This is a genomic window from Streptomyces flavusporus (genome assembly GCF_046267975.1).
Taxonomy (GTDB): domain Bacteria; phylum Actinomycetota; class Actinomycetes; order Streptomycetales; family Streptomycetaceae; genus Streptomyces; species Streptomyces flavusporus.
This window is the reverse complement of the sequence record NZ_CP176503.1, coordinates 1,196,961-1,212,678: the sequence shown is the minus strand read 5'-3', so window position 1 is coordinate 1,212,678 and position 15,718 is coordinate 1,196,961. Positions and strand designations below refer to the sequence as shown.

At 68.8% G+C, this 15,718-nt stretch carries 17 protein-coding genes and 2 pseudogenes; 9 read left to right on the top strand and 10 right to left on the bottom strand.

The window, feature by feature from the left end; all coding sequences use genetic code 11:
• Positions 1–65: 65 nt before the first annotated feature.
• Genes ACKTSN_RS06100 through ACKTSN_RS06090 form a run of 3 tightly spaced genes read left to right on the top strand, consistent with a single transcriptional unit; the run spans position 66 to position 2,601 of the window.
• Positions 66–1,256, top strand: coding sequence for a thiolase family protein (locus tag ACKTSN_RS06100; RefSeq protein WP_409468140.1), 1,191 nt, complete (start codon positions 66–68; stop codon positions 1,254–1,256).
• Positions 1,253–1,924: a 3-oxoacid CoA-transferase subunit A gene (locus tag ACKTSN_RS06095; RefSeq protein WP_224734868.1), complete on the top strand. Its 672-nt coding sequence runs from the start codon at positions 1,253–1,255 to the stop codon at positions 1,922–1,924. Before ACKTSN_RS06100 ends, ACKTSN_RS06095 begins: the two co-directional genes overlap by 4 nt.
• Positions 1,921–2,601, top strand: coding sequence for a 3-oxoacid CoA-transferase subunit B (locus ACKTSN_RS06090; protein WP_409468139.1), 681 nt, complete (start codon positions 1,921–1,923; stop codon positions 2,599–2,601). Before ACKTSN_RS06095 ends, ACKTSN_RS06090 begins: the two co-directional genes overlap by 4 nt.
• Positions 2,602–2,643: 42 nt before the next feature.
• On the opposite strand, the gene ppk2 is transcribed toward ACKTSN_RS06090, so the two are convergent.
• A complete protein-coding gene (gene ppk2 / locus ACKTSN_RS06085) occupies positions 2,644–3,447 on the bottom strand; it encodes a polyphosphate kinase 2 (protein WP_409468138.1) in 804 nt (267 codons plus the stop codon).
• Between the two features lie 68 nt (positions 3,448–3,515).
• Positions 3,516–3,659 carry a hypothetical protein gene (locus ACKTSN_RS06080; RefSeq protein WP_409468137.1) on the bottom strand — a complete coding sequence of 48 codons (144 nt, stop codon included), beginning with the start codon at positions 3,657–3,659 and terminating at the stop codon, positions 3,516–3,518.
• Between the two features lie 264 nt (positions 3,660–3,923).
• Here ACKTSN_RS06080 and ACKTSN_RS06075 point away from each other — a divergent pair, with 264 nt between their 5' ends.
• Complete coding sequence (locus ACKTSN_RS06075; RefSeq protein ID WP_409468136.1) at positions 3,924–4,460, top strand: hypothetical protein; 537 nt, start codon at positions 3,924–3,926, stop codon at positions 4,458–4,460.
• 99 nt (positions 4,461–4,559) lie between these two features.
• On the opposite strand, the gene ACKTSN_RS06070 is transcribed toward ACKTSN_RS06075, so the two are convergent.
• Entirely contained in the window at positions 4,560–4,826 is a 267-nt protein-coding gene (locus ACKTSN_RS06070) for a hypothetical protein (RefSeq protein WP_409468135.1), read from the bottom strand.
• A gap of 362 nt (positions 4,827–5,188) precedes the next feature.
• Here ACKTSN_RS06070 and ACKTSN_RS06065 point away from each other — a divergent pair.
• Together ACKTSN_RS06065 and ACKTSN_RS06060 are read left to right on the top strand one after the other, a co-directional pair.
• Positions 5,189–5,371, top strand: a pseudogene (locus ACKTSN_RS06065) (ISAzo13 family transposase); the annotation flags it as partial.
• A 103-nt stretch (positions 5,372–5,474) separates the two neighbouring features.
• Positions 5,475–5,969, top strand: a complete 495-nt coding sequence (locus ACKTSN_RS06060) for a DUF5959 family protein (RefSeq protein ID WP_409468133.1) — start codon at positions 5,475–5,477, stop codon at positions 5,967–5,969.
• Here ACKTSN_RS06060 and ACKTSN_RS06055 read toward each other — a convergent pair.
• From ACKTSN_RS06055 to ACKTSN_RS06035, 5 genes are all read right to left on the bottom strand, one after another.
• A protein-coding gene (locus tag ACKTSN_RS06055) for an IS5 family transposase (RefSeq protein ID WP_409474750.1) occupies positions 5,923–6,701 on the bottom strand; the annotation gives its coding sequence in 2 pieces (ribosomal slippage) (positions 5,923–6,395 and positions 6,395–6,701; 780 coding nt in all). The genes ACKTSN_RS06060 and ACKTSN_RS06055 overlap by 47 nt on opposite strands.
• Before the next feature lie 589 nt (positions 6,702–7,290).
• Positions 7,291–7,788 (bottom strand): tyrosine-type recombinase/integrase, encoded by a 498-nt coding sequence (locus tag ACKTSN_RS06050; protein ID WP_409468132.1) that lies wholly within the window; start codon positions 7,786–7,788, stop codon positions 7,291–7,293.
• Positions 7,788–8,384 (bottom strand): hypothetical protein, encoded by a 597-nt coding sequence (locus tag ACKTSN_RS06045; RefSeq protein ID WP_409468131.1) that lies wholly within the window; start codon positions 8,382–8,384, stop codon positions 7,788–7,790. Before ACKTSN_RS06045 ends, ACKTSN_RS06050 begins: the two co-directional genes overlap by 1 nt.
• Positions 8,385–8,849: 465 nt before the next feature.
• The gene (locus ACKTSN_RS06040) at positions 8,850–9,563 is read right to left on the bottom strand and encodes a B3/B4 domain-containing protein (protein ID WP_409468130.1); all 714 of its coding nucleotides are present in this window, start codon (positions 9,561–9,563) and stop codon (positions 8,850–8,852) included.
• A 168-nt stretch (positions 9,564–9,731) separates the two neighbouring features.
• Positions 9,732–10,568, bottom strand: coding sequence for an EamA family transporter (locus ACKTSN_RS06035; RefSeq protein WP_409468129.1), 837 nt, complete (start codon positions 10,566–10,568; stop codon positions 9,732–9,734).
• A 118-nt stretch (positions 10,569–10,686) separates the two neighbouring features.
• Here ACKTSN_RS06035 and ACKTSN_RS06030 point away from each other — a divergent pair, with 118 nt between their 5' ends.
• On the top strand, positions 10,687–11,271 hold the full coding sequence (locus ACKTSN_RS06030) for a helix-turn-helix domain-containing protein (RefSeq protein ID WP_409468128.1): 585 nt from the start codon (positions 10,687–10,689) through the stop codon (positions 11,269–11,271).
• Positions 11,272–11,415: 144 nt separating this feature from the next.
• Here ACKTSN_RS06030 and ACKTSN_RS06025 read toward each other — a convergent pair whose 3' ends face one another.
• Positions 11,416–11,838 carry a pyridoxamine 5'-phosphate oxidase family protein gene (locus ACKTSN_RS06025; protein ID WP_409468127.1) on the bottom strand — a complete coding sequence of 141 codons (423 nt, stop codon included), beginning with the start codon at positions 11,836–11,838 and terminating at the stop codon, positions 11,416–11,418.
• Between the two features lie 320 nt (positions 11,839–12,158).
• On the opposite strand from ACKTSN_RS06025, the pseudogene ACKTSN_RS06020 reads away from it, so the two are divergent.
• Positions 12,159–13,024 (top strand): annotated as a pseudogene (locus ACKTSN_RS06020) (aldo/keto reductase); the annotation flags it as partial.
• Between the two features lie 202 nt (positions 13,025–13,226).
• A complete protein-coding gene (locus ACKTSN_RS06015) occupies positions 13,227–14,474 on the top strand; it encodes a glycosyltransferase (RefSeq protein ID WP_409468126.1) in 1,248 nt (415 codons plus the stop codon).
• 54 nt (positions 14,475–14,528) lie between these two features.
• Here the strand turns inward: ACKTSN_RS06015 and ACKTSN_RS06010 are convergent, their stop codons facing one another.
• Positions 14,529–15,638, bottom strand: coding sequence for an alpha/beta hydrolase (locus ACKTSN_RS06010; RefSeq protein WP_409468125.1), 1,110 nt, complete (start codon positions 15,636–15,638; stop codon positions 14,529–14,531).
• Positions 15,639–15,718 lie beyond the last annotated feature (80 nt).

The following is a 15,718-nucleotide window of genomic DNA, read 5'->3' as shown; positions in this document are numbered from 1 at the left end:
TCACTGATTAATTGAGCAGAACTGGGCATTGGACGAGATCAGTCCCGGAATCTACGTTGAGTCCCATGGTTGCCAGCTTCGTTTACGCCGCAGTGCGAACGCCCTTCGGACGGTTCGGCGGTGCCCTCGCCGACGTCCGGCCCGATGACCTTGCCGCCATCGCTGTCTCAGGAGTCCTGGCCAAGACTCCGTCACTCGACCCCGCCCTGATCTCAGACGTGGTCTGGGGCAACGCCAACGGCGCGGGCGAGGACAACCGCAACGTCGGCCGGATGGCCGTCCTCCTGGCGGGGCTGCCGACCTCGGTGCCGGCCACGACCGTCAACCGGCTCTGCGGCTCCTCCCTCGACGCGGCGATCATCGGCTCCCGTGCCGTCGAGACCGGCGACGCCGACATCGTCCTCACCGGTGGTGTGGAGTCGATGACTCGCGCCCCGTGGGTGCTGCCCAAGCCGTCACGCGCTTTCCCCGCCGGCCATGTGACCGCCGTGTCGACCACCCTGGGGTGGCGGCTGGTCAACGATCGCATGCCGAAGGAGTGGACGGTCTCGCTGGGGGAGGCGAACGAGCAGCTGGCCGAGAGGTTCGCCATCCCCCGGGAACGGCAGGACGAGTTCGCGGCCCGCTCGCACAACCTCGCGGACGACGCCTGGAACTCCGGGTTCTACGACGAGCTCGTCGTGCCGGTCGTGGTGGACGGCGAGATCCGGCTCGCTCGTGACGAGGGGATCCGGCCCGGATCCACGCCGCAGAAGCTGGCAGGCCTCAAACCGTCGTTCCGCCCCGACGGCGTCATCACGGCCGGGAACGCCTCTCCGCTGAACGACGGTGCGTCCGCCGTGCTGATCGGCTCCGAGGACGCGGCCTCGCACATCGGCCACGCGCCACTGGCGCGGATCGCCGGCCGCGGGGTGTCGGCGCTGGAGCCGCAGATGTTCGGGTTCGCGCCGGTCGAGGCGGCCGAGCGTGCACTGAGCCGGGCGGGGATCTCCTGGTCGGACGTGTCGGCGGTCGAACTCAACGAGGCCTTCGCCGTGCAGTCGCTGGCCTGCGTGGATGCCTGGAAGATCGATCCGGCGATCGTGAACACGAAGGGCGGTGCGATCGCGATCGGCCACCCGCTCGGCGCCTCCGGCGGCCGCATCCTCGGCACGCTGGCCGCGCGACTGCGTGAGTCGGGGGAGCGGTGGGGTGTCGCCGCGGTCTGCATCGGTGTCGGGCAGGCGCTGGCCGTGGTCCTGGAGAGTGTGGCATGAGCGTTGAGCTGTACGCGCATGCCGATGACGCCGTCGCCGGGATCGAGGACGGGTCGACCGTGCTGGTCGGCGGGTTCGGCATGGCCGGTATGCCGGTCGAACTGATCGACGCGCTCATCCGGCAGGGCGCGACCGATCTGACCGTGGTGTCGAACAACGCCGGCAACGGCGACACGGGGCTGGCGGCGCTGCTGGCCAAGGGACGAGTGCGCAGGATCGTGTGCTCCTTCCCCCGCCAGTCCGACTCGTGGGTCTTCGACCGGCTCTACCGCGAGGGACGGATCGAGTTGGAAGTGGTTCCTCAGGGCACCCTCGCCGAGCGGCTGCGCGCGGCCGGGGCCGGCATCGGCGCGTTCTACTCGCCCACGGGCGTCGGCACGCCGCTCGCCGAAGGCAAGGAGACCCGCGAGATAGCGGGCCGTACCTACCTCCTGGAGTACCCCATCAAGGGCGATGTCGCGCTGATCGGCGCCCACCGGGCCGACCGGATGGGCAACCTCGTCTACCGCAAGACCGCTCGGAACTTCGGGCCGGTCATGGCCACCGCCGCGACCACGGTCGTGGCACAGGTGCGCGAGATCGTCGAGACCGGTGACCTCGATCCGGAGGCAGTCGTCACGCCGGGCATCTACGTCGACCGCGTCGTACAGGTGGTGCCGGCCGCATGAACCCGACGAACGCCTTCGTGGAGAACCTCGACCGGGGGCCACTGACCAAGCACGAGATGGCCGCCCGGGTGGCGCGCGACATCCCGCACGGTTCCTACGTCAACCTGGGCATAGGCCAGCCGACGCTGGTCGCCGACCACCTGCCTGCGGGGTCGGGCGTGGTGCTGCACACCGAGAACGGCATGCTCAACATGGGCCCGGCAGCCCAGGAGGGGCAGGTCGACCCCGATCTCACCAACGCGGGGAAGATTCCGGTCACCGAACTCCCCGGGGCCGCCTACTTCCACCACGCCGACTCCTTCGCGATGATGCGCGGCGGACATCTCGACGTCTGCGTACTCGGCGCCTTCCAGGTGTCCGCGGCCGGCGACCTGGCCAACTGGCACACCGGCGCGGCCGACGCCATCCCGGCCGTCGGAGGCGCGATGGACCTCGCCATCGGCGCCAAGAGGGTGTTCGTGATGATGACGCTCTTCGCCAAGGACGGCACACCGAAGCTGGTGCCTCGGTGCACCTACCCGCTCACCGGACTCGGGTGCGTCGACACCGTCTACACCGAGTTCGCGACGTTCCGCGTCGGTCCCCGGGGCGTGACCGTGCTCGAGACCTTCGGCATCACGTACGACGACCTCGCGCAGCGCCTCGACGTCCCCCTGTCGCTGCCGGACGGCAGCTGACTGTTCCTCGTCGCCGTCGTCGCCCACGACTGAAGCACTCGGTCAGAGGCTCGCCGCGTGATCGGGGACGTAGGTCTGCAGATCGCGCGGCGGGCGCTCGTAGCCGGTCGACGCAGGCCGCTCCGGCAGCTCCAGCACCGGCGGCGGCACCTCGTGGTACGGCACGGAGTCCAGCAGGTGGGCGATCATGTTCAGCCGGGCCCGGCGCTTGTCGTCGCTCTCGACGACGTGCCAGGGTGCCTCGGCGATGTCGGTGTGCACCATCATCTCGTCCTTGGCCCGGGAGTACGCCTCCCAGCGGGTGATCGACTCCAGGTCCATCGGGGACAGCTTCCAGCGCCGCAGGGGATCCTCCAGCCGGCGCCGGAAGCGCTCCTGCTGCTCGGTGTCGCTCACCGAGAACCAGTACTTGCGCAGCAGGATCCCGTCCTCCACCAGCATCCGCTCGAAGATCGGGCATTGCCGCAGGAAGAGCTGGTGCTCCTCCTTCGTACAGAAGCCCATCACGTGCTCGACGCCGGCCCGGTTGTACCAGGACCGGTCGAACAGCACGATCTCCCCGGCGGCCGGCAGATGCACGACGTAGCGCTGGAAGTACCACTGGCTGCGCTCGCGCTCGGTCGGCTTGGGCAGCGCCGCGATGCGCGCGACACGCGGGTTGAGGTGTTCGGCGACCCGCTTGATGGTGCCGCCCTTGCCGGCCGCGTCCCTGCCCTCGAAGATCACGACCAGCCGGGCGCCCTCGACACGCACCCACTCCTGTAGTTTCACCAGCTCCGTCTGCAGGCGCAGCAATTCCTGTTCGTATGCCTTGCGCGGCACCTTCTCCACCTTCTTGCCGGCCATGCCGCCTCCATCGCCCGATGACCCACGTCGATGACTTCAACGTAGTCGCCAGCCTGTCCGCCCGGTCATCATCCCGCGACGGCAGGTACGGAGACGGCCTGCAGCGTACGGACCAGGGCCGCACGCAGGGTGGGGTGCAGCTCGAAGACACCCGACAGGCGGACGATGCGAAGGATCCGCCGGAAGCGCATGCTGTCGGTGACCAGCCGCAACCGGCCGTCCCGGGCCCCGACTCGGTTCCGTGCCCGGCACAGGACTCCAGTTCTCTGGAGGTCGCCGAACCTGAGGCGGACTCTCCAAGAAGTCCTCGCAGCTCAGTGGCTATGAGGCGGCAAGGTACCGAGCGCAACACCTGTGGCGCAAGACGACAGGCCAGAGGTACGTCGCAAGAGATCAGGCACCCGCCAAGCCGATGGGTGCGGCTCCTTTGGAAGGACCTGGCGGGTGCCGCGTCACTCCCTGGCATGATCTCGCCTGTGGGTGTGATGTATGACTACTTCTCCGCGGCATCGGACGAGTCGGCCGCCACGACCATTGACTTGCCCGGCGGGCCGGATGGTGCGGGGGCGAAGCTGCCAATGCCCGTCCCGGAGATCGTGCGGCGTTACGGGCGCGACGGCCTTCGCGAGTTCCTCAGGCCGCAGCTTCGGCTGGCCGAGACGGGGTTCCACGTCGTGGCCACCAAGGGGTTCGACTCGACGACCGATCTCGGAGCGATCGAGAGGATCTTGACCGGGGTCGACTTCGACGAGTTCCTGGCACGGCCTCGGACCTCGCACGCCGTCGCCGAACGCGACGGAGGCGAGCGTCTGGTGCTCACCATCAGCGATGAGCTGCAAGGCGTCCTTGCGAGGGTGGAGGCCGCTGAATTGACTGCGGCGGCGCGGCGTTGGGTCGAAGAGCAGGGGTCTGGTGACACCGACGTCCTCGGCGGCCTACTGCACCAGTTGGCGGAACTCGCCCGCGGGGCTCAGCGGCGCGGGGAACGGCTGTACTGCTGGATCTGTGTCTGATCTGCCCGAGTTCCGCACCACCCCAGGCGACGGACGCGTCGGCATGCTGGTGGGACTGTCTCTCCAAAGGAGCTACCCCCCCAGCCGATAGCAGCCCCATCACCAGGCGCGGTCCCGCCACTCCTCAGTGGGGATGCGGCCTTCGGTGACATCACAGCAGCGCTCGGCCCAGGTGGAGGTGACCAACACCGGCCTGCTCAGGACAACGTCTCCGGCGCGCTGGGCGCGGAGGACGACTCCGAGGGTCTCGGAACCTGGGTCCGCATGCTGGGAGTACCGCAGATCGTGGCCGTTCGTAGACGTGTACTCGGCGAAGGCGTCTTCCAGCTCGGACGGGACGCGGGCGACGAGCCGCAGCCCGTCCAAGGTGACTTGTGGACCGCGAAGTGCGCTGACGGCTACGCAAGCCAGGCGGCCGGCGTCGTAGTAGGCCGTCACAGCCGGCCCGCTTGATGCTCCGATGAGAAAGAACTCCGAACTCGCCACAGGGCTGCCATAGCCGCCACGAGTGGAGAGAGGGCTCAATACGTCTGCGACTGCTGCGGCCGTTTCGTCATGCGACATCCCGAAGCGCAGCGGCCCAACGCACTCACCAGGGAGCATCTCCCACTGAACTCGGTCAGCCTCGTCGACAACCGCCCAGACACCCACCTTCCGCACCGCCTCACCTTGATCACTCAGCCGCCTACAAGGCTGCACAGGTTATCGACCGAAAACACTCTCTTCAGGAGCTTCTCGGCCAGCTCTTCAACACCACCGCCATGACCATCAGCCGTGCAGTGAAAGACATCCGCCCGCTCCTGGAAGCCCACGCCGTCTACATCCCCGCCTCAACAGCCCGTTTCCGCACGCCGGAAGACATCGCCAGATTCCTCGACCCGGACGAAACCAAGATCAAACCAACGTGTTGATTCCCGGCAAGCCCTAAGAACTCCTAACGCAATGCCCCCGTATAGGCCGAGTGTTGATGCGCGTGCATCATGACGGCAGTCGATGCAAGCGTGGGGAGCGGGGATGGCCGAGGGCACCACTGTGGATCTCATCCGCCTGGGCGAGGGGGAGAGCAGTCTTGGGGTTCGGGTTCTGGGCCGCACCATGCCCGGGGTGTTGCCCTGGCACGACTTCCTGGATGCGGAGATTGTCGTCACGAGTGGGTTCGCCCAGGGACGTCTGGAAGTGTGTCTGGCCCCGGATGACTTGGATGGCTGGGCTCAGGCCCTGGGCGCGCTGGCCGCCGGGCGGGATGTCGTCTGGATGGACGACGGGCGCAACCCCGAGATCCGATTCGAACCGTCTGGCCAGAGTGGGGTTGCCTTGGTTGTGGTGACGGACGCAGTGGGATCGGGGACATCGGTGCGGGGCCCGCTGCGCCTGGCCGATGGATGGGCTGATGATCACTATGAACGGCTGCAGCGTGTCCGGGTTTCCTGGCCCCAGAAGGTTGTGGAGACCTCCCCGGCGCCTACGAGTGGCGGCGCTGAACTGTTGTCAGCCGTCGCCAGCAGATGATGCTGCACGCCAGGCTGAGGAACGCTTCGTGGATGTCGTCGCGGATCTCCCAGCGGGTACGCAGGCGGCGGAACCAGTGCAGCAGCGCGAAGCTCTGCTCGACCACCCACCGGTGCACGCCCAGTCCTGACCCGTGTTCGGTGCCGCGGCGGGCGATGACGGGGGTGATTCCCACTGCCCGGACCTGCTTGCGGTACTTGTCATGGTCGTAGCCTCGGTCGGCGTAGAGCGCGTCGGGGCGTCGGCGGGGCCGTCCGCGCCGGCCGCGCACCGGCGGGACGGCCTCGATCAGCGGCATGAGCTGGGTGACGTCGTTGCGGTTGCCGCCGGTCAGCGACGCGGCCAGCGGGATGCCGTGCGCTTCGGTGATCAGATGGTGCTTGGAGCCTGTTCGGGCACGGTCGACCGGGCTCGGTCCGGTTTTGGGCCGCCTTTCATGGCCCCTACGTGGGAGCCGTCGATCACCGCCCTCGACCAGTCCGGAGCGCCGGCGGCGTGCAGTTCGGCCAGCAGCGACTCGTGCAACCGCTGCCAGACTCCGGCCTCGTTCCAGTCACGTAGGCGCCGCCAGCAGGTCATGCCGGAGCCGAAGCCCAGTTCCTGCGGCAGGAACTCCCATGGAATGCCGGTGTAGAGCACGAACAGGATGCCCGACAGCACCTTGCGGTCGTCCAGACGTCTGCGCCCCGGGTCTCGTTGCCTTCGTCGATCGGGGTCGCCGTGCGCCGCCAGTGGGCTTCGTCGAAGTCCTCGACACGTCGGCGAAGCTCACGGAGCCGACACTTGTGTGCCTCGCAGTAGGGCGAGGTCTTCCCCGGCCTCTGCCGAACGCACGCCGCGATCTGGCACAGGCCGTACGACGGCAGAGCCTTCACGTCGGGGTGGAGGAGGAATTCCTCCATCGTCAGCTTCAGCGTGACCGTCCGCTGGTACTCGTGTGCCGAGCACAATCGGATCTGCGCCGTCTTCCACGGCCTCGGACAGTCGGAGATCACACACCGCGCGATGCCCAGATACCGACCGGCCCGGGCCGCCGGCGACACGGTGAACTCCTCGGGGCTGAGGTGCTGCCATTGCCGCTTCCAGCGGCTTCGGCAGCCGGAGCACAGCCCGCAGGCGTAGGTGCTGGCGCGGTAGCAGTCAGGGACGATGCAGGCCTTCACGCCCAGGTAGGGGTGGTCGTGCGGAAAGTGCAGCAGCCGCATCTGGGGGTCCCAGCCCAGCAACGCCAGGAAGTCCGGATCGACAGCCGCCTGCAGATCCGCGGCGATCGTGTCGGACTCGGCGGTCTCGGGGGCCATCGGCGTCGGCAGGCTGATCGTCATCGGCGCACCTCGTCGACCAGCTCGCGCGGCGTGGGCACCCGCTCGATCGCGGCGCGCAAGCGCCCGGGGGAGGGGTGCAGATACGGCTGGGCCGATGCCGGCTGCGACTGCCCCAGCAGATTCTGGATCTCATCGAGTGTGCCCTCGGCGTCCGCGACGTTACTGGCGAAGCCGTGGCGCATTCGGTGCGGCGCCACATGCTCATCCACGCCGGCCCGCCGGGCCAGGGCCTCGATCAGGTCTCCGATCGCATCGGGCGTGACCGGCGACCCCAGCGGCGGGCGGAAGAGGTTGACCAGCAGGAAGTCGCTGCCACCGGCGCCCAGGCGCTCGTGGCGTTCGGCGGCGTACTGGTCGAAGGCTTGGACGACCAGGAAGTCCACCGGCATCACCCAGGAGCGGCGGGACTTCGACCACGCCCCGTTGGGGTTCTGCCGCCGCACCACGTGAAGGTGGGGGCCTTCCACGTCACAGCCCAGCGCGCGGGAATCCATCAGCAGGTGGCAGTCCTCGCGGCGCAGCCCCGCCACCTGGCCCTGGCGCAGCCCGACCGGGCCAGAAGCAGCACGATCAGCCGGTCCCGGGCGTTGCGGCACGCTCGGAACATCGCCACGACCGCTTCATCGCTGGTCCGGTCCACCTGCGACTCCGGCTCCTGCAGCCGGTGACGCGCCTTGAGGCGGTACTCCAGCCCGGCGCCCTCGATGTGGGCCTCCTGCGGCAGATCCCGGGTGTCAGCCAGCTCGTAGATCTGACCGAGCACCCACGGCGGCACCTCGTCCATCCGGATTGCATGGGCCAGCAAGCCGCGCACCCCGGTCAGGACGCGGTTGATCCGCCGTTCGCCACGTACAGGCACCGCTCCGGGCCCAGACACCACGGTGCCCACCGACCCGTCGGCCTGTACCGGCGTGTACTTCAACCACACCATGAACAGGCCAAGGTCCCGGGCCGCCACCCGCCAATCCCGGCTGGTCCGCTTGCACCAGCTCAGGTACAGCGCGACGTCGCCGGCGTACGCCTTCGTGGTCAGCTCCGCGCGGTGCTGCCCGAAGCGAAGGTGACGCAGCCAGTGATCCGCTGGCCGCACCAAATCCATCCCGTCATCGAGGACCGTCCAATATCGCGTTCCGGAGGGCATCCGGACTGGGAAAGCCCGCACTTCTCACCTCTTGCTCTGGGACCTGTGCAACGACCGGCCACAGAGCCGCACCCCCTGAGAACCGGCCTGCGGCTCCCAACGAGGCGGTCTCCCGCAACGTCACGCCACAGGTTCAGCAACCCCGGAGAACCCGAGACCGGTGCAGTCGATGATGGCCATGGAGCGCAGGTCCAGGACCAGATCGGGGTGCTGGTCGGCGGTGAGCGCCTCCAGCCGGGCCGCGAGGGGTGGCGAGTGAGGATGTCGATCTCGCCGCGCAGCTCCACGACGGTGGTTGCACCGACGGTGCGTTCCGTGTGGTGCGGCGCGGACATGGTCTGAGAAAACAGGGCAAGGTGAGGCACGGGTAGGGCGGGTCACTCGTCGGCGGACGCACGCTCCACGGGGTGGACCTCACCGCTTGAACGTGGCATGGGGGTGTGCGGGGCTGAGGAAGTGCACGGTGGTCTTTTCGGCGTGCGGGACGAGCAGACCCTGCAGTTCATCCGCTGCCGTCTTGAGGCGGTGGCCGTCGCGGGTGGCGTGGAGGGTTTCGAGGACGAAGGCGACGTGGGTGGAGTCTTCGGTGACGCGGGTGCGGTGGGCGTCGCGGTGGTTCCAGTGGCGGGTCAGGACGCCGGTGGTGTCCGCGTAGATGATCTCGCCGGGCTTGGGGTTCTCGGTGGTGTCGGGTTCGCCGAGCGGGGTGAACTCCTCGCTGCCGTCCGCATGGCGGATGTCGACGTCGCCGGTGACGTGGTCCAGGTCGAAGGCGCCGGCGGGCAGTCCGTTGCGGACGGAGACGGCGTTGTAGGAGTCGACGGCCGGGTTGATGCGCGGCAGCGTTCCCTTCTTCGCGAAGCGGCGGCCGAGCGCGTCGACGCTGGGGCGGATGCGGCGGGGGTTGGTGCCGAAGGACCGGTAGGCGGTGTGCCACGCCTCGATCCGGGGATCGGTCTCGTCGGCGGGCTGCCAGGTGCCGTCGGCGAGCTGCTGCTCCAGGTCCTCCAGGGCGACGGTGGTCTCGGGCCAGGGTTCTCGGCCGCGCAGGCCGGTGGCGGTGACCAGGGCGATGAGGGTGGCGGGGAAGGCGTCGGCGACGGCGGGGGCGATACGGAGGGCGGTCATGGGCGGGGGCTCCGTTCCTTGGTGCGTGCGGGTGGATTGCGCGCGGTGGATTGTGTGCAGTGGACGGGGTCAGGGCTTCCAGGGGCCGATGCGCTCCGGTCGGCGAAGCTGCCGGCGCATGCTGCTCCTTGTGCGGTCGGTGCTGCGGCGGGTGGCGGCGGGCCGGCGTCAGGTGAGGGCGAGGAGGCTGACGGCGACGGCGGCGGTGCCCAGGCCGACGAGCTGGCCGCGGTGGATGCGTTCGGCGAGCACGCTGCGGGCGAGCAGGACGGTGCCGGCCGGGTAGAGGGCGGTGATGACGGCGACCACGGCGAGGTCGCCGCTGCGGGCGGCGAGCAGGAACAGCAGGTTCGCCACCGAGTCCAGCACACCGGCGGTGGCTGACATCGCGTAGGCGGGCCGCTCGGGGCCGAGCTTGCGGTGCAGCAGTCCGGCTGCGGTCAGGGTGACGGCGGAGGAGACGGCCCGGCCGATGATCAGCGGGCCGACGCCGCTGTCGGACGGCGCCTGGTGCAGGAAGATCAGCTGGAGGGCGATCGCGGCGCCGGCGCCGAAGGCCAGCAGCAGCGCGATGCGCGAGGGACGTGCCGTTCCGGCGCCGTGTCCGGCGCTGACCAGTACCACCGCCATCAGGGCGAGCGGCAGGCCCACCAGTCCGGTCAGGCCGAGGTGCTCGCCCTGCAGCAGGCCCACGCCGACCGGCAGCACCGCGGACACCAGCGCGGTCACCGGCGAGAGCACGTTCATCGGACCGATGGCCAGGGTGCGGTAGAGCAGGGCGAACGCGGCGGCCGACGCGACACCGGACGCGGCGCCCCAACCCAGGGTCTCGGCACTGAACGAGGCGCCGAGGAACGGCCACAGCAGCAGCTCGACCGCGAGAGAGGCCGGGGCGGCGATCATCACGGTGCGCAGCACATGCGCCTTGCGGGCGCCGAGGCCGCCGAGGAAGTCGGCGCAACCGTAGGCCAGGGAACTGCCCAGGGCCAGCAGCAGAGCGATCACGGTGTATCCCTTACTATCTCAGTGGAACGACCAAACCGTACAACGGACCGACCGGGGATAGTCAACCAAACGACCGGACGGTGCATTGAAGTGGTCCACTTACGAGGAGGGTGATCGGATGGCCGAGACCGAGGCCGCCCTGCGGACGCTCGCCCACAACGTCAGGGCAGCCCGCAACCGCGCCGGCCTGTCCCTGGACGAACTCGGCCGACGCGCCAAGGTCAGCAAGGGCGCCCTGGTCGCATTGGAGAAGGCGCAGGGCAACCCGAACTTCGCCACCCTGGTCCGGCTGGCCGACACCCTCGGCATCTCGGTCTCCGCCCTGATGGAAGGGCGGACCGAAGGGCGCGTCCGCGTCGTGTCCGCCGACGCCGTGATGCCGCTGTGGACCGGAGAGCAGGGCAGCGAAGCCCGGCTCATGCTGACGACCTCAGGCCCGGCCCCGACCGAGGTCTGGCGCTGGAAACTGGAACCCGGCGAGGAGTACCCCAGTCACCCCCACCAGGCCGGCGTCGTCGAAACCGTCAGCGTCACCGCCGGACAGATGACGCTGATCGTCGACGGCATCGAGCACCCGGTCGAAGCCGGACAGACCGCCACCTTCGACGGCGACGCCCCCCACACCTACCGCGGCAGCGGCACCAAAACCTGCCACCTGATCATGACCGTCCACCTGCCACCCGGTCCCGCCTCCGCCACCTGACCCGCACTCTCGCCCCTGTCCTCAGGGACAGTGCCCGCCCTGGACACCCCTGCGTGCGCTCGGGGCGCGGCCGCGCTGCGACTCGCAGAGCGTGCTCCGTCACCGGGGCGTCTTGGCCGTACGCCACTGCCGGCCGGGCGGGCCTCACCGCGTGCCGGGCGTTCCCCTGAGCTCGCGTCCGGTGACCATCTCGGACTCGATCCGTACGAACACCGGGTCCCGTAGGGGCATCCAGGAAACGGGGCCGGCTTGGGACAGCCGCTCGTGCTCGGTGGGGTCGGTCACCATGGTGGCCGGACCGGTGACGACCACACTCCAGCCGGACCGGGTCGCCGCCTCGAACTCGTCCACCTCGAAGGCGACCACGACGCCGTCGATGGCGCGGACGAGGCTCGAGTCCGGTGAGGTGCGCAGCAGGACGGAGGCATCCGTGTCGAGGGCGAAGTTGATGGGGAGGACCGTGGGCAGTGCCTGTCGGGTGTAGACCACGCGGCCGACCGGCACCTTGGCGAGCAGGCGCAGGCACTCCTGCCGGTCGAGTGCGCGAAAGGCGTCGTTCTGGAGCATCGGTCCATCGTCCCCGCGGTCGCGGCGAGGGGGTAGGGCCGACCGGCCCTACCCCTTTGGGGCGCGAGAACGGCAGATCGCAGCCGTTGTTCCGCGGGAGCCGCACGGGCAGGCACGCCGTCCTGGAGGCCGAGCAGCGCCGGATCGAGTCGGTCCTGGCCGGACCGGCTGATGGAGGCGATGGCCGTGCTGCGCGACCACATCCTCTGGACATGCGGTTCGAAGCTGCGGGTCCGTCGTAGGCCTTGACCCTGAAGTGCGCTTCAAACTGAAGACTCCCGTTCGTGCCCGGACAAGCGGGCCGAACGGGAGGGACGACTATGAAGTACCGCACCATCGGCACCGATCCGCACCAGCGCCGCGAGGTCAGCGTGCTCGCGCTCGGCGCGATGCTGTTGGCTCGCTCACGGACGAGCAGACCTCCTTCGCCGTTCTCGACCGCTATGTCGAGGCCGGCGGGAACTTCATCGACACCTCGGACAACTATGCGTTCTGGACCGACGGCAGCCAGGGCGGCCACAGCGAGGAACTGCTCGGCATCGGCGACGAGGTCGTCATCGCCACCAAGCTCGGCGCCCGCCCGCTCGCTCCCGGCACCAGCTACACCGACAACGCGGAGGGCCTGTCGGCGAAGGTGATCCGCGAGTCGGCCGAGCGCAGCCGGGAACGGTTCGGCGCGCAGAAACTGGACCTGTTGTACGCGCACATCGACGATCACAGGGTTCCCCTCCAGGAGACCGTCGAGGGGTTCGCCGCGCTGGTCGAGGAGGGCACCGTCGGTCTGCTCGGGGTCAGCAACCAGGCGATCTGGCGGGTGGAGCGGGCCCGTTCCCTGGCTGTCGCGGCCGGGCTGCCCGGCTACGAGGTGCTCCAGTACCAGCACAGCCGTCTGCGGCCCCGCTTCGACATGCCCAGCGACCTCTTCCCCGACGGCAGCCTCGGCCACGCCGGTGCCGAACTCCTCGGCTATCTGCGCTCCGAGCCCACGCTGACGCTGGTCGCCTACTCACCGCTGCTGGGCGGGGCGTACGGACGGGCGGACGAGCCGCTGCCGCCCGACTACGACCACCCCGGAACGCCGGCCCGGCTGGCCGTGCTGCGTGAGGTGGCGCGGGAGACCGGGGCGAGCGTCAACCAGGTGGTGCTGGCCCGGCAGTTGGGCGCTGAGCTGCCCGTCGTTCCGATGTGCTGCCCATACAAGGGGTCGCAGGCTCAAATCCTGTCGTCCCGACGGTGCGAAGGGTCTTCGCGGGCGAGAGCCCGTGAGAGCCCTTTTCGCGTGGTCGGTTCCGATCTTCGTCGCGACACGCAGTCCGGCGGTTGCCGGTAGGGCGGCGCTCCTGCGGTGTAATCCTGGAGCGCTTTGCTCATCACATGACGAGGTGGACATGGGACGGACCGTAGTGATCCTTGCCCTAGGGTCCCGCGGGGACGTCCAGCCGTGTCTGGCGCTGGGTCGAGGACTGAACCGGCAGGGCGATGTCGTGCGGGTGATCGCCAGCCGCCGGTATCACGGCCTGATCACGCAGGCGGGCCTGGAATTCCACTCGCTCACGCTGGATCCCGCAGAGATCATCGCATCGCCCCAGGGTCAGGAACTACTGGCCGGTGGACGCAGCGCGGGAAGGTTCATCCGCGGTATCCACCGGATTCTTCAGCCGCTGATGGCCCGCATGCTCTCAGAGGTCGAGACGGGCGTTGAGGGAGCCGACCTCATCCTGACCCCCAGTTTGGGTTTGCTGGGCCTCCATTTGAGTCAGTACCTGGAGGTCCCGTACGCATTCATCCATTTCCAGCCGAGCCACCCATCCGGGGAATTCCCGCATCCCCTCCTTCCCGCTGCGCGCCTCCTGGGCGCCTTCGGTAATCGTCTGAGCTTCTACGCGGTCGATCTGGCCTGCTGGCTGGTATGCCGCGGGGCCGTCAACACCTGGCGGCGCGAGAAGCTGGGTCTTCCTCCCATGTCCCCCCTCGGCCCTTTTCGGCACGCCCGTAGCGCCCCCGTGCTGTGTGCGTTCAGCCCCGTTGTCGTACCCCGACCGAACGACTGGGGAGCGAACGTCCATCTGACCGGCTACTGGTTCCACGAAGAGCCGTCCTGGACGCCGTCGCCGGACCTCCTCGACTTCCTGGACAGTGGGCCGCCGCCTGTCTACGTGGGCTTCGGCAGCATGAGCACCGGTGATTGCGAGGCCACCGACCGCATCGTGCGCGCGGCACTCAGGCGTGCCGGTCTGCGCGGCGTGCTCACGGGAGAGCCTGCGACGAGTGATGACGACGTCCTGGTGGTCGGGGACGTCCCCCACGGCTGGCTGTTCCCGCGCATGGCGGCGGTGGTTCATCACGGAGGGGCGGGCACCACTGCCGCGGCGCTGCGGGCGGGAGTGGCCTCCCTGGTCTGCCCCTTCTTCGGAGACCAGCCTTACTGGGCCGAGCGTGTGCACCGTCTGGGCGCGGGCCCGAAGCCGCTGCCGGCCCGGCACCTGTCGGTGCCGCTCCTGACCGAACGGCTGCGCGCCGTCGCCGGGAACAACGGGTACGCCGAGACCGCCCGGCGGCTGGGCCGGGCACTGAACGCCGAGGACGGCGTGGCACATGCCTGCCGAGCTCTTGAGCGGCTTGCCATTGCCAGGTGACGGTCGACGTCCGTGGCGACCAGAACCATCAACGGGGCCGTTCCAACGGCCTGTCTAGGCTCTGAGTTCGCGCACCACCGCGGGCCAGATGAGGTGCAGTTCGCGTTTCCAGTAGGGCCAGGAGTGCGTCCCGGGCTTGTAGACGTGCGTCGTGACGTCCACACCTGCCGCGCGCAGTGCCCGGGCGAACCGCTTCTGGCTGGGTGCGAGCATTCCTTCTGACATCGACGGGAGCACCGAGTCGACGTCCCGGCCCTCGTCCAGCGGACCCAGATCGCCAGTCCCGGCGGACAGGTGGATTCTCATGCCGCGGTAGGCCGTCGCCATGGCGGACGGGTTGTGCGAGTCCCAGATGCCCGGATGCTCTTTCGGGTCACCCCAGGCCTTGATCAGCTCGTTGTCATGGGAGGCGTTGTAGAGCCAGAGGAAGGCGCGAAGCCCCGGGTCATCGAGGTCGACGATTGCGCTGAAACTGGCCGCGTAGCGAAACATGCCCGGGTTCCGTCCCGCGTAGTTCAGCGCGCCGAGTCCCCCCATTGAAAGGCCGATGACTGCTCGGGTGGAATTCGCTCGGAGCTTCCGTTTCAGGAGACGTGGCAGCTCGCGGGTGTGAAAGGTCTCCCATCGGGGCCAGCCGACGTGCCAGTCGGAATACTGGCCGTTGCGGCCGCCGTCCGGCATCACGATCAGCGCTTCGGAATCCTTCGCCAGCTCCTCGACGTCCGTCTCACGGGTCCAGGAGGTGTAGTCGTCCTCCCCGCCGTGGAGCATGTAGAGCGTGGGGTAGGTACGCGTCGGCTTGCTCCTCCAGCTCGCGGGAAGGATGACACGGACAGGCACCGTGCCACCCATGGCCGGTGACCGTACGGTCAGATCCAGAATCCGGGCATCAAGTCTCTTTACGCCCACGATCCGGGCCTCAGTGTCCGCCGGGGTCATGCGATCGGAGGCGGATGCGGTGGGCCCGGCGACGAACGGCAACGTGACAAGGATCAGCAATTCAAGGATGGAACAGCTGATCGGCTTTGCTCGGCCGACCCTCTTCTTGAAATGGCATGGCATGGGCTGGAGGACCGCCTCGGAAAGTGACCGACGAAACGAGAGCCCCCATTGCGCGGTCGCGCGGGCTGGATTTCCCTTTACCACGGAGGCCTCGGAGCGCATCGTTGCATGGCATGACGGCAAAGCCCCGTCAGGTCCTGTCGATCATCATAAAATTGACTCGTTCGGCGGCAGTTCGTGTC

Excerpts from the sequence above, each read along its gene's own strand:
- ACKTSN_RS06050 (WP_409468132.1), bottom strand. The coding sequence starts at position 7,788 with ATGGATTCCCGCGCGCTGGGCTGTGACGTGGAAGGCCCCCACCTTCAC.
- ACKTSN_RS06095 (WP_224734868.1), top strand. The coding sequence starts at position 1,253 with ATGAGCGTTGAGCTGTACGCGCATGCCGATGACGCCGTCGCCGGGATC.
- ACKTSN_RS06100 (WP_409468140.1), top strand. The coding sequence starts at position 66 with ATGGTTGCCAGCTTCGTTTACGCCGCAGTGCGAACGCCCTTCGGACGG.
- ACKTSN_RS06060 (WP_409468133.1), top strand. The coding sequence starts at position 5,475 with ATGGCCGAGGGCACCACTGTGGATCTCATCCGCCTGGGCGAGGGGGAG.
- ACKTSN_RS06025 (WP_409468127.1), bottom strand. The coding sequence starts at position 11,838 with ATGCTCCAGAACGACGCCTTTCGCGCACTCGACCGGCAGGAGTGCCTG.
- ACKTSN_RS06090 (WP_409468139.1), top strand. The coding sequence starts at position 1,921 with ATGAACCCGACGAACGCCTTCGTGGAGAACCTCGACCGGGGGCCACTG.
- ACKTSN_RS06010 (WP_409468125.1), bottom strand. The coding sequence starts at position 15,638 with ATGCGCTCCGAGGCCTCCGTGGTAAAGGGAAATCCAGCCCGCGCGACC.
- ppk2 (WP_409468138.1), bottom strand. The coding sequence starts at position 3,447 with ATGGCCGGCAAGAAGGTGGAGAAGGTGCCGCGCAAGGCATACGAACAG.
- ACKTSN_RS06030 (WP_409468128.1), top strand. The coding sequence starts at position 10,687 with ATGGCCGAGACCGAGGCCGCCCTGCGGACGCTCGCCCACAACGTCAGG.
- ACKTSN_RS06015 (WP_409468126.1), top strand. The coding sequence starts at position 13,227 with ATGGGACGGACCGTAGTGATCCTTGCCCTAGGGTCCCGCGGGGACGTC.
- ACKTSN_RS06040 (WP_409468130.1), bottom strand. The coding sequence starts at position 9,563 with ATGACCGCCCTCCGTATCGCCCCCGCCGTCGCCGACGCCTTCCCCGCC.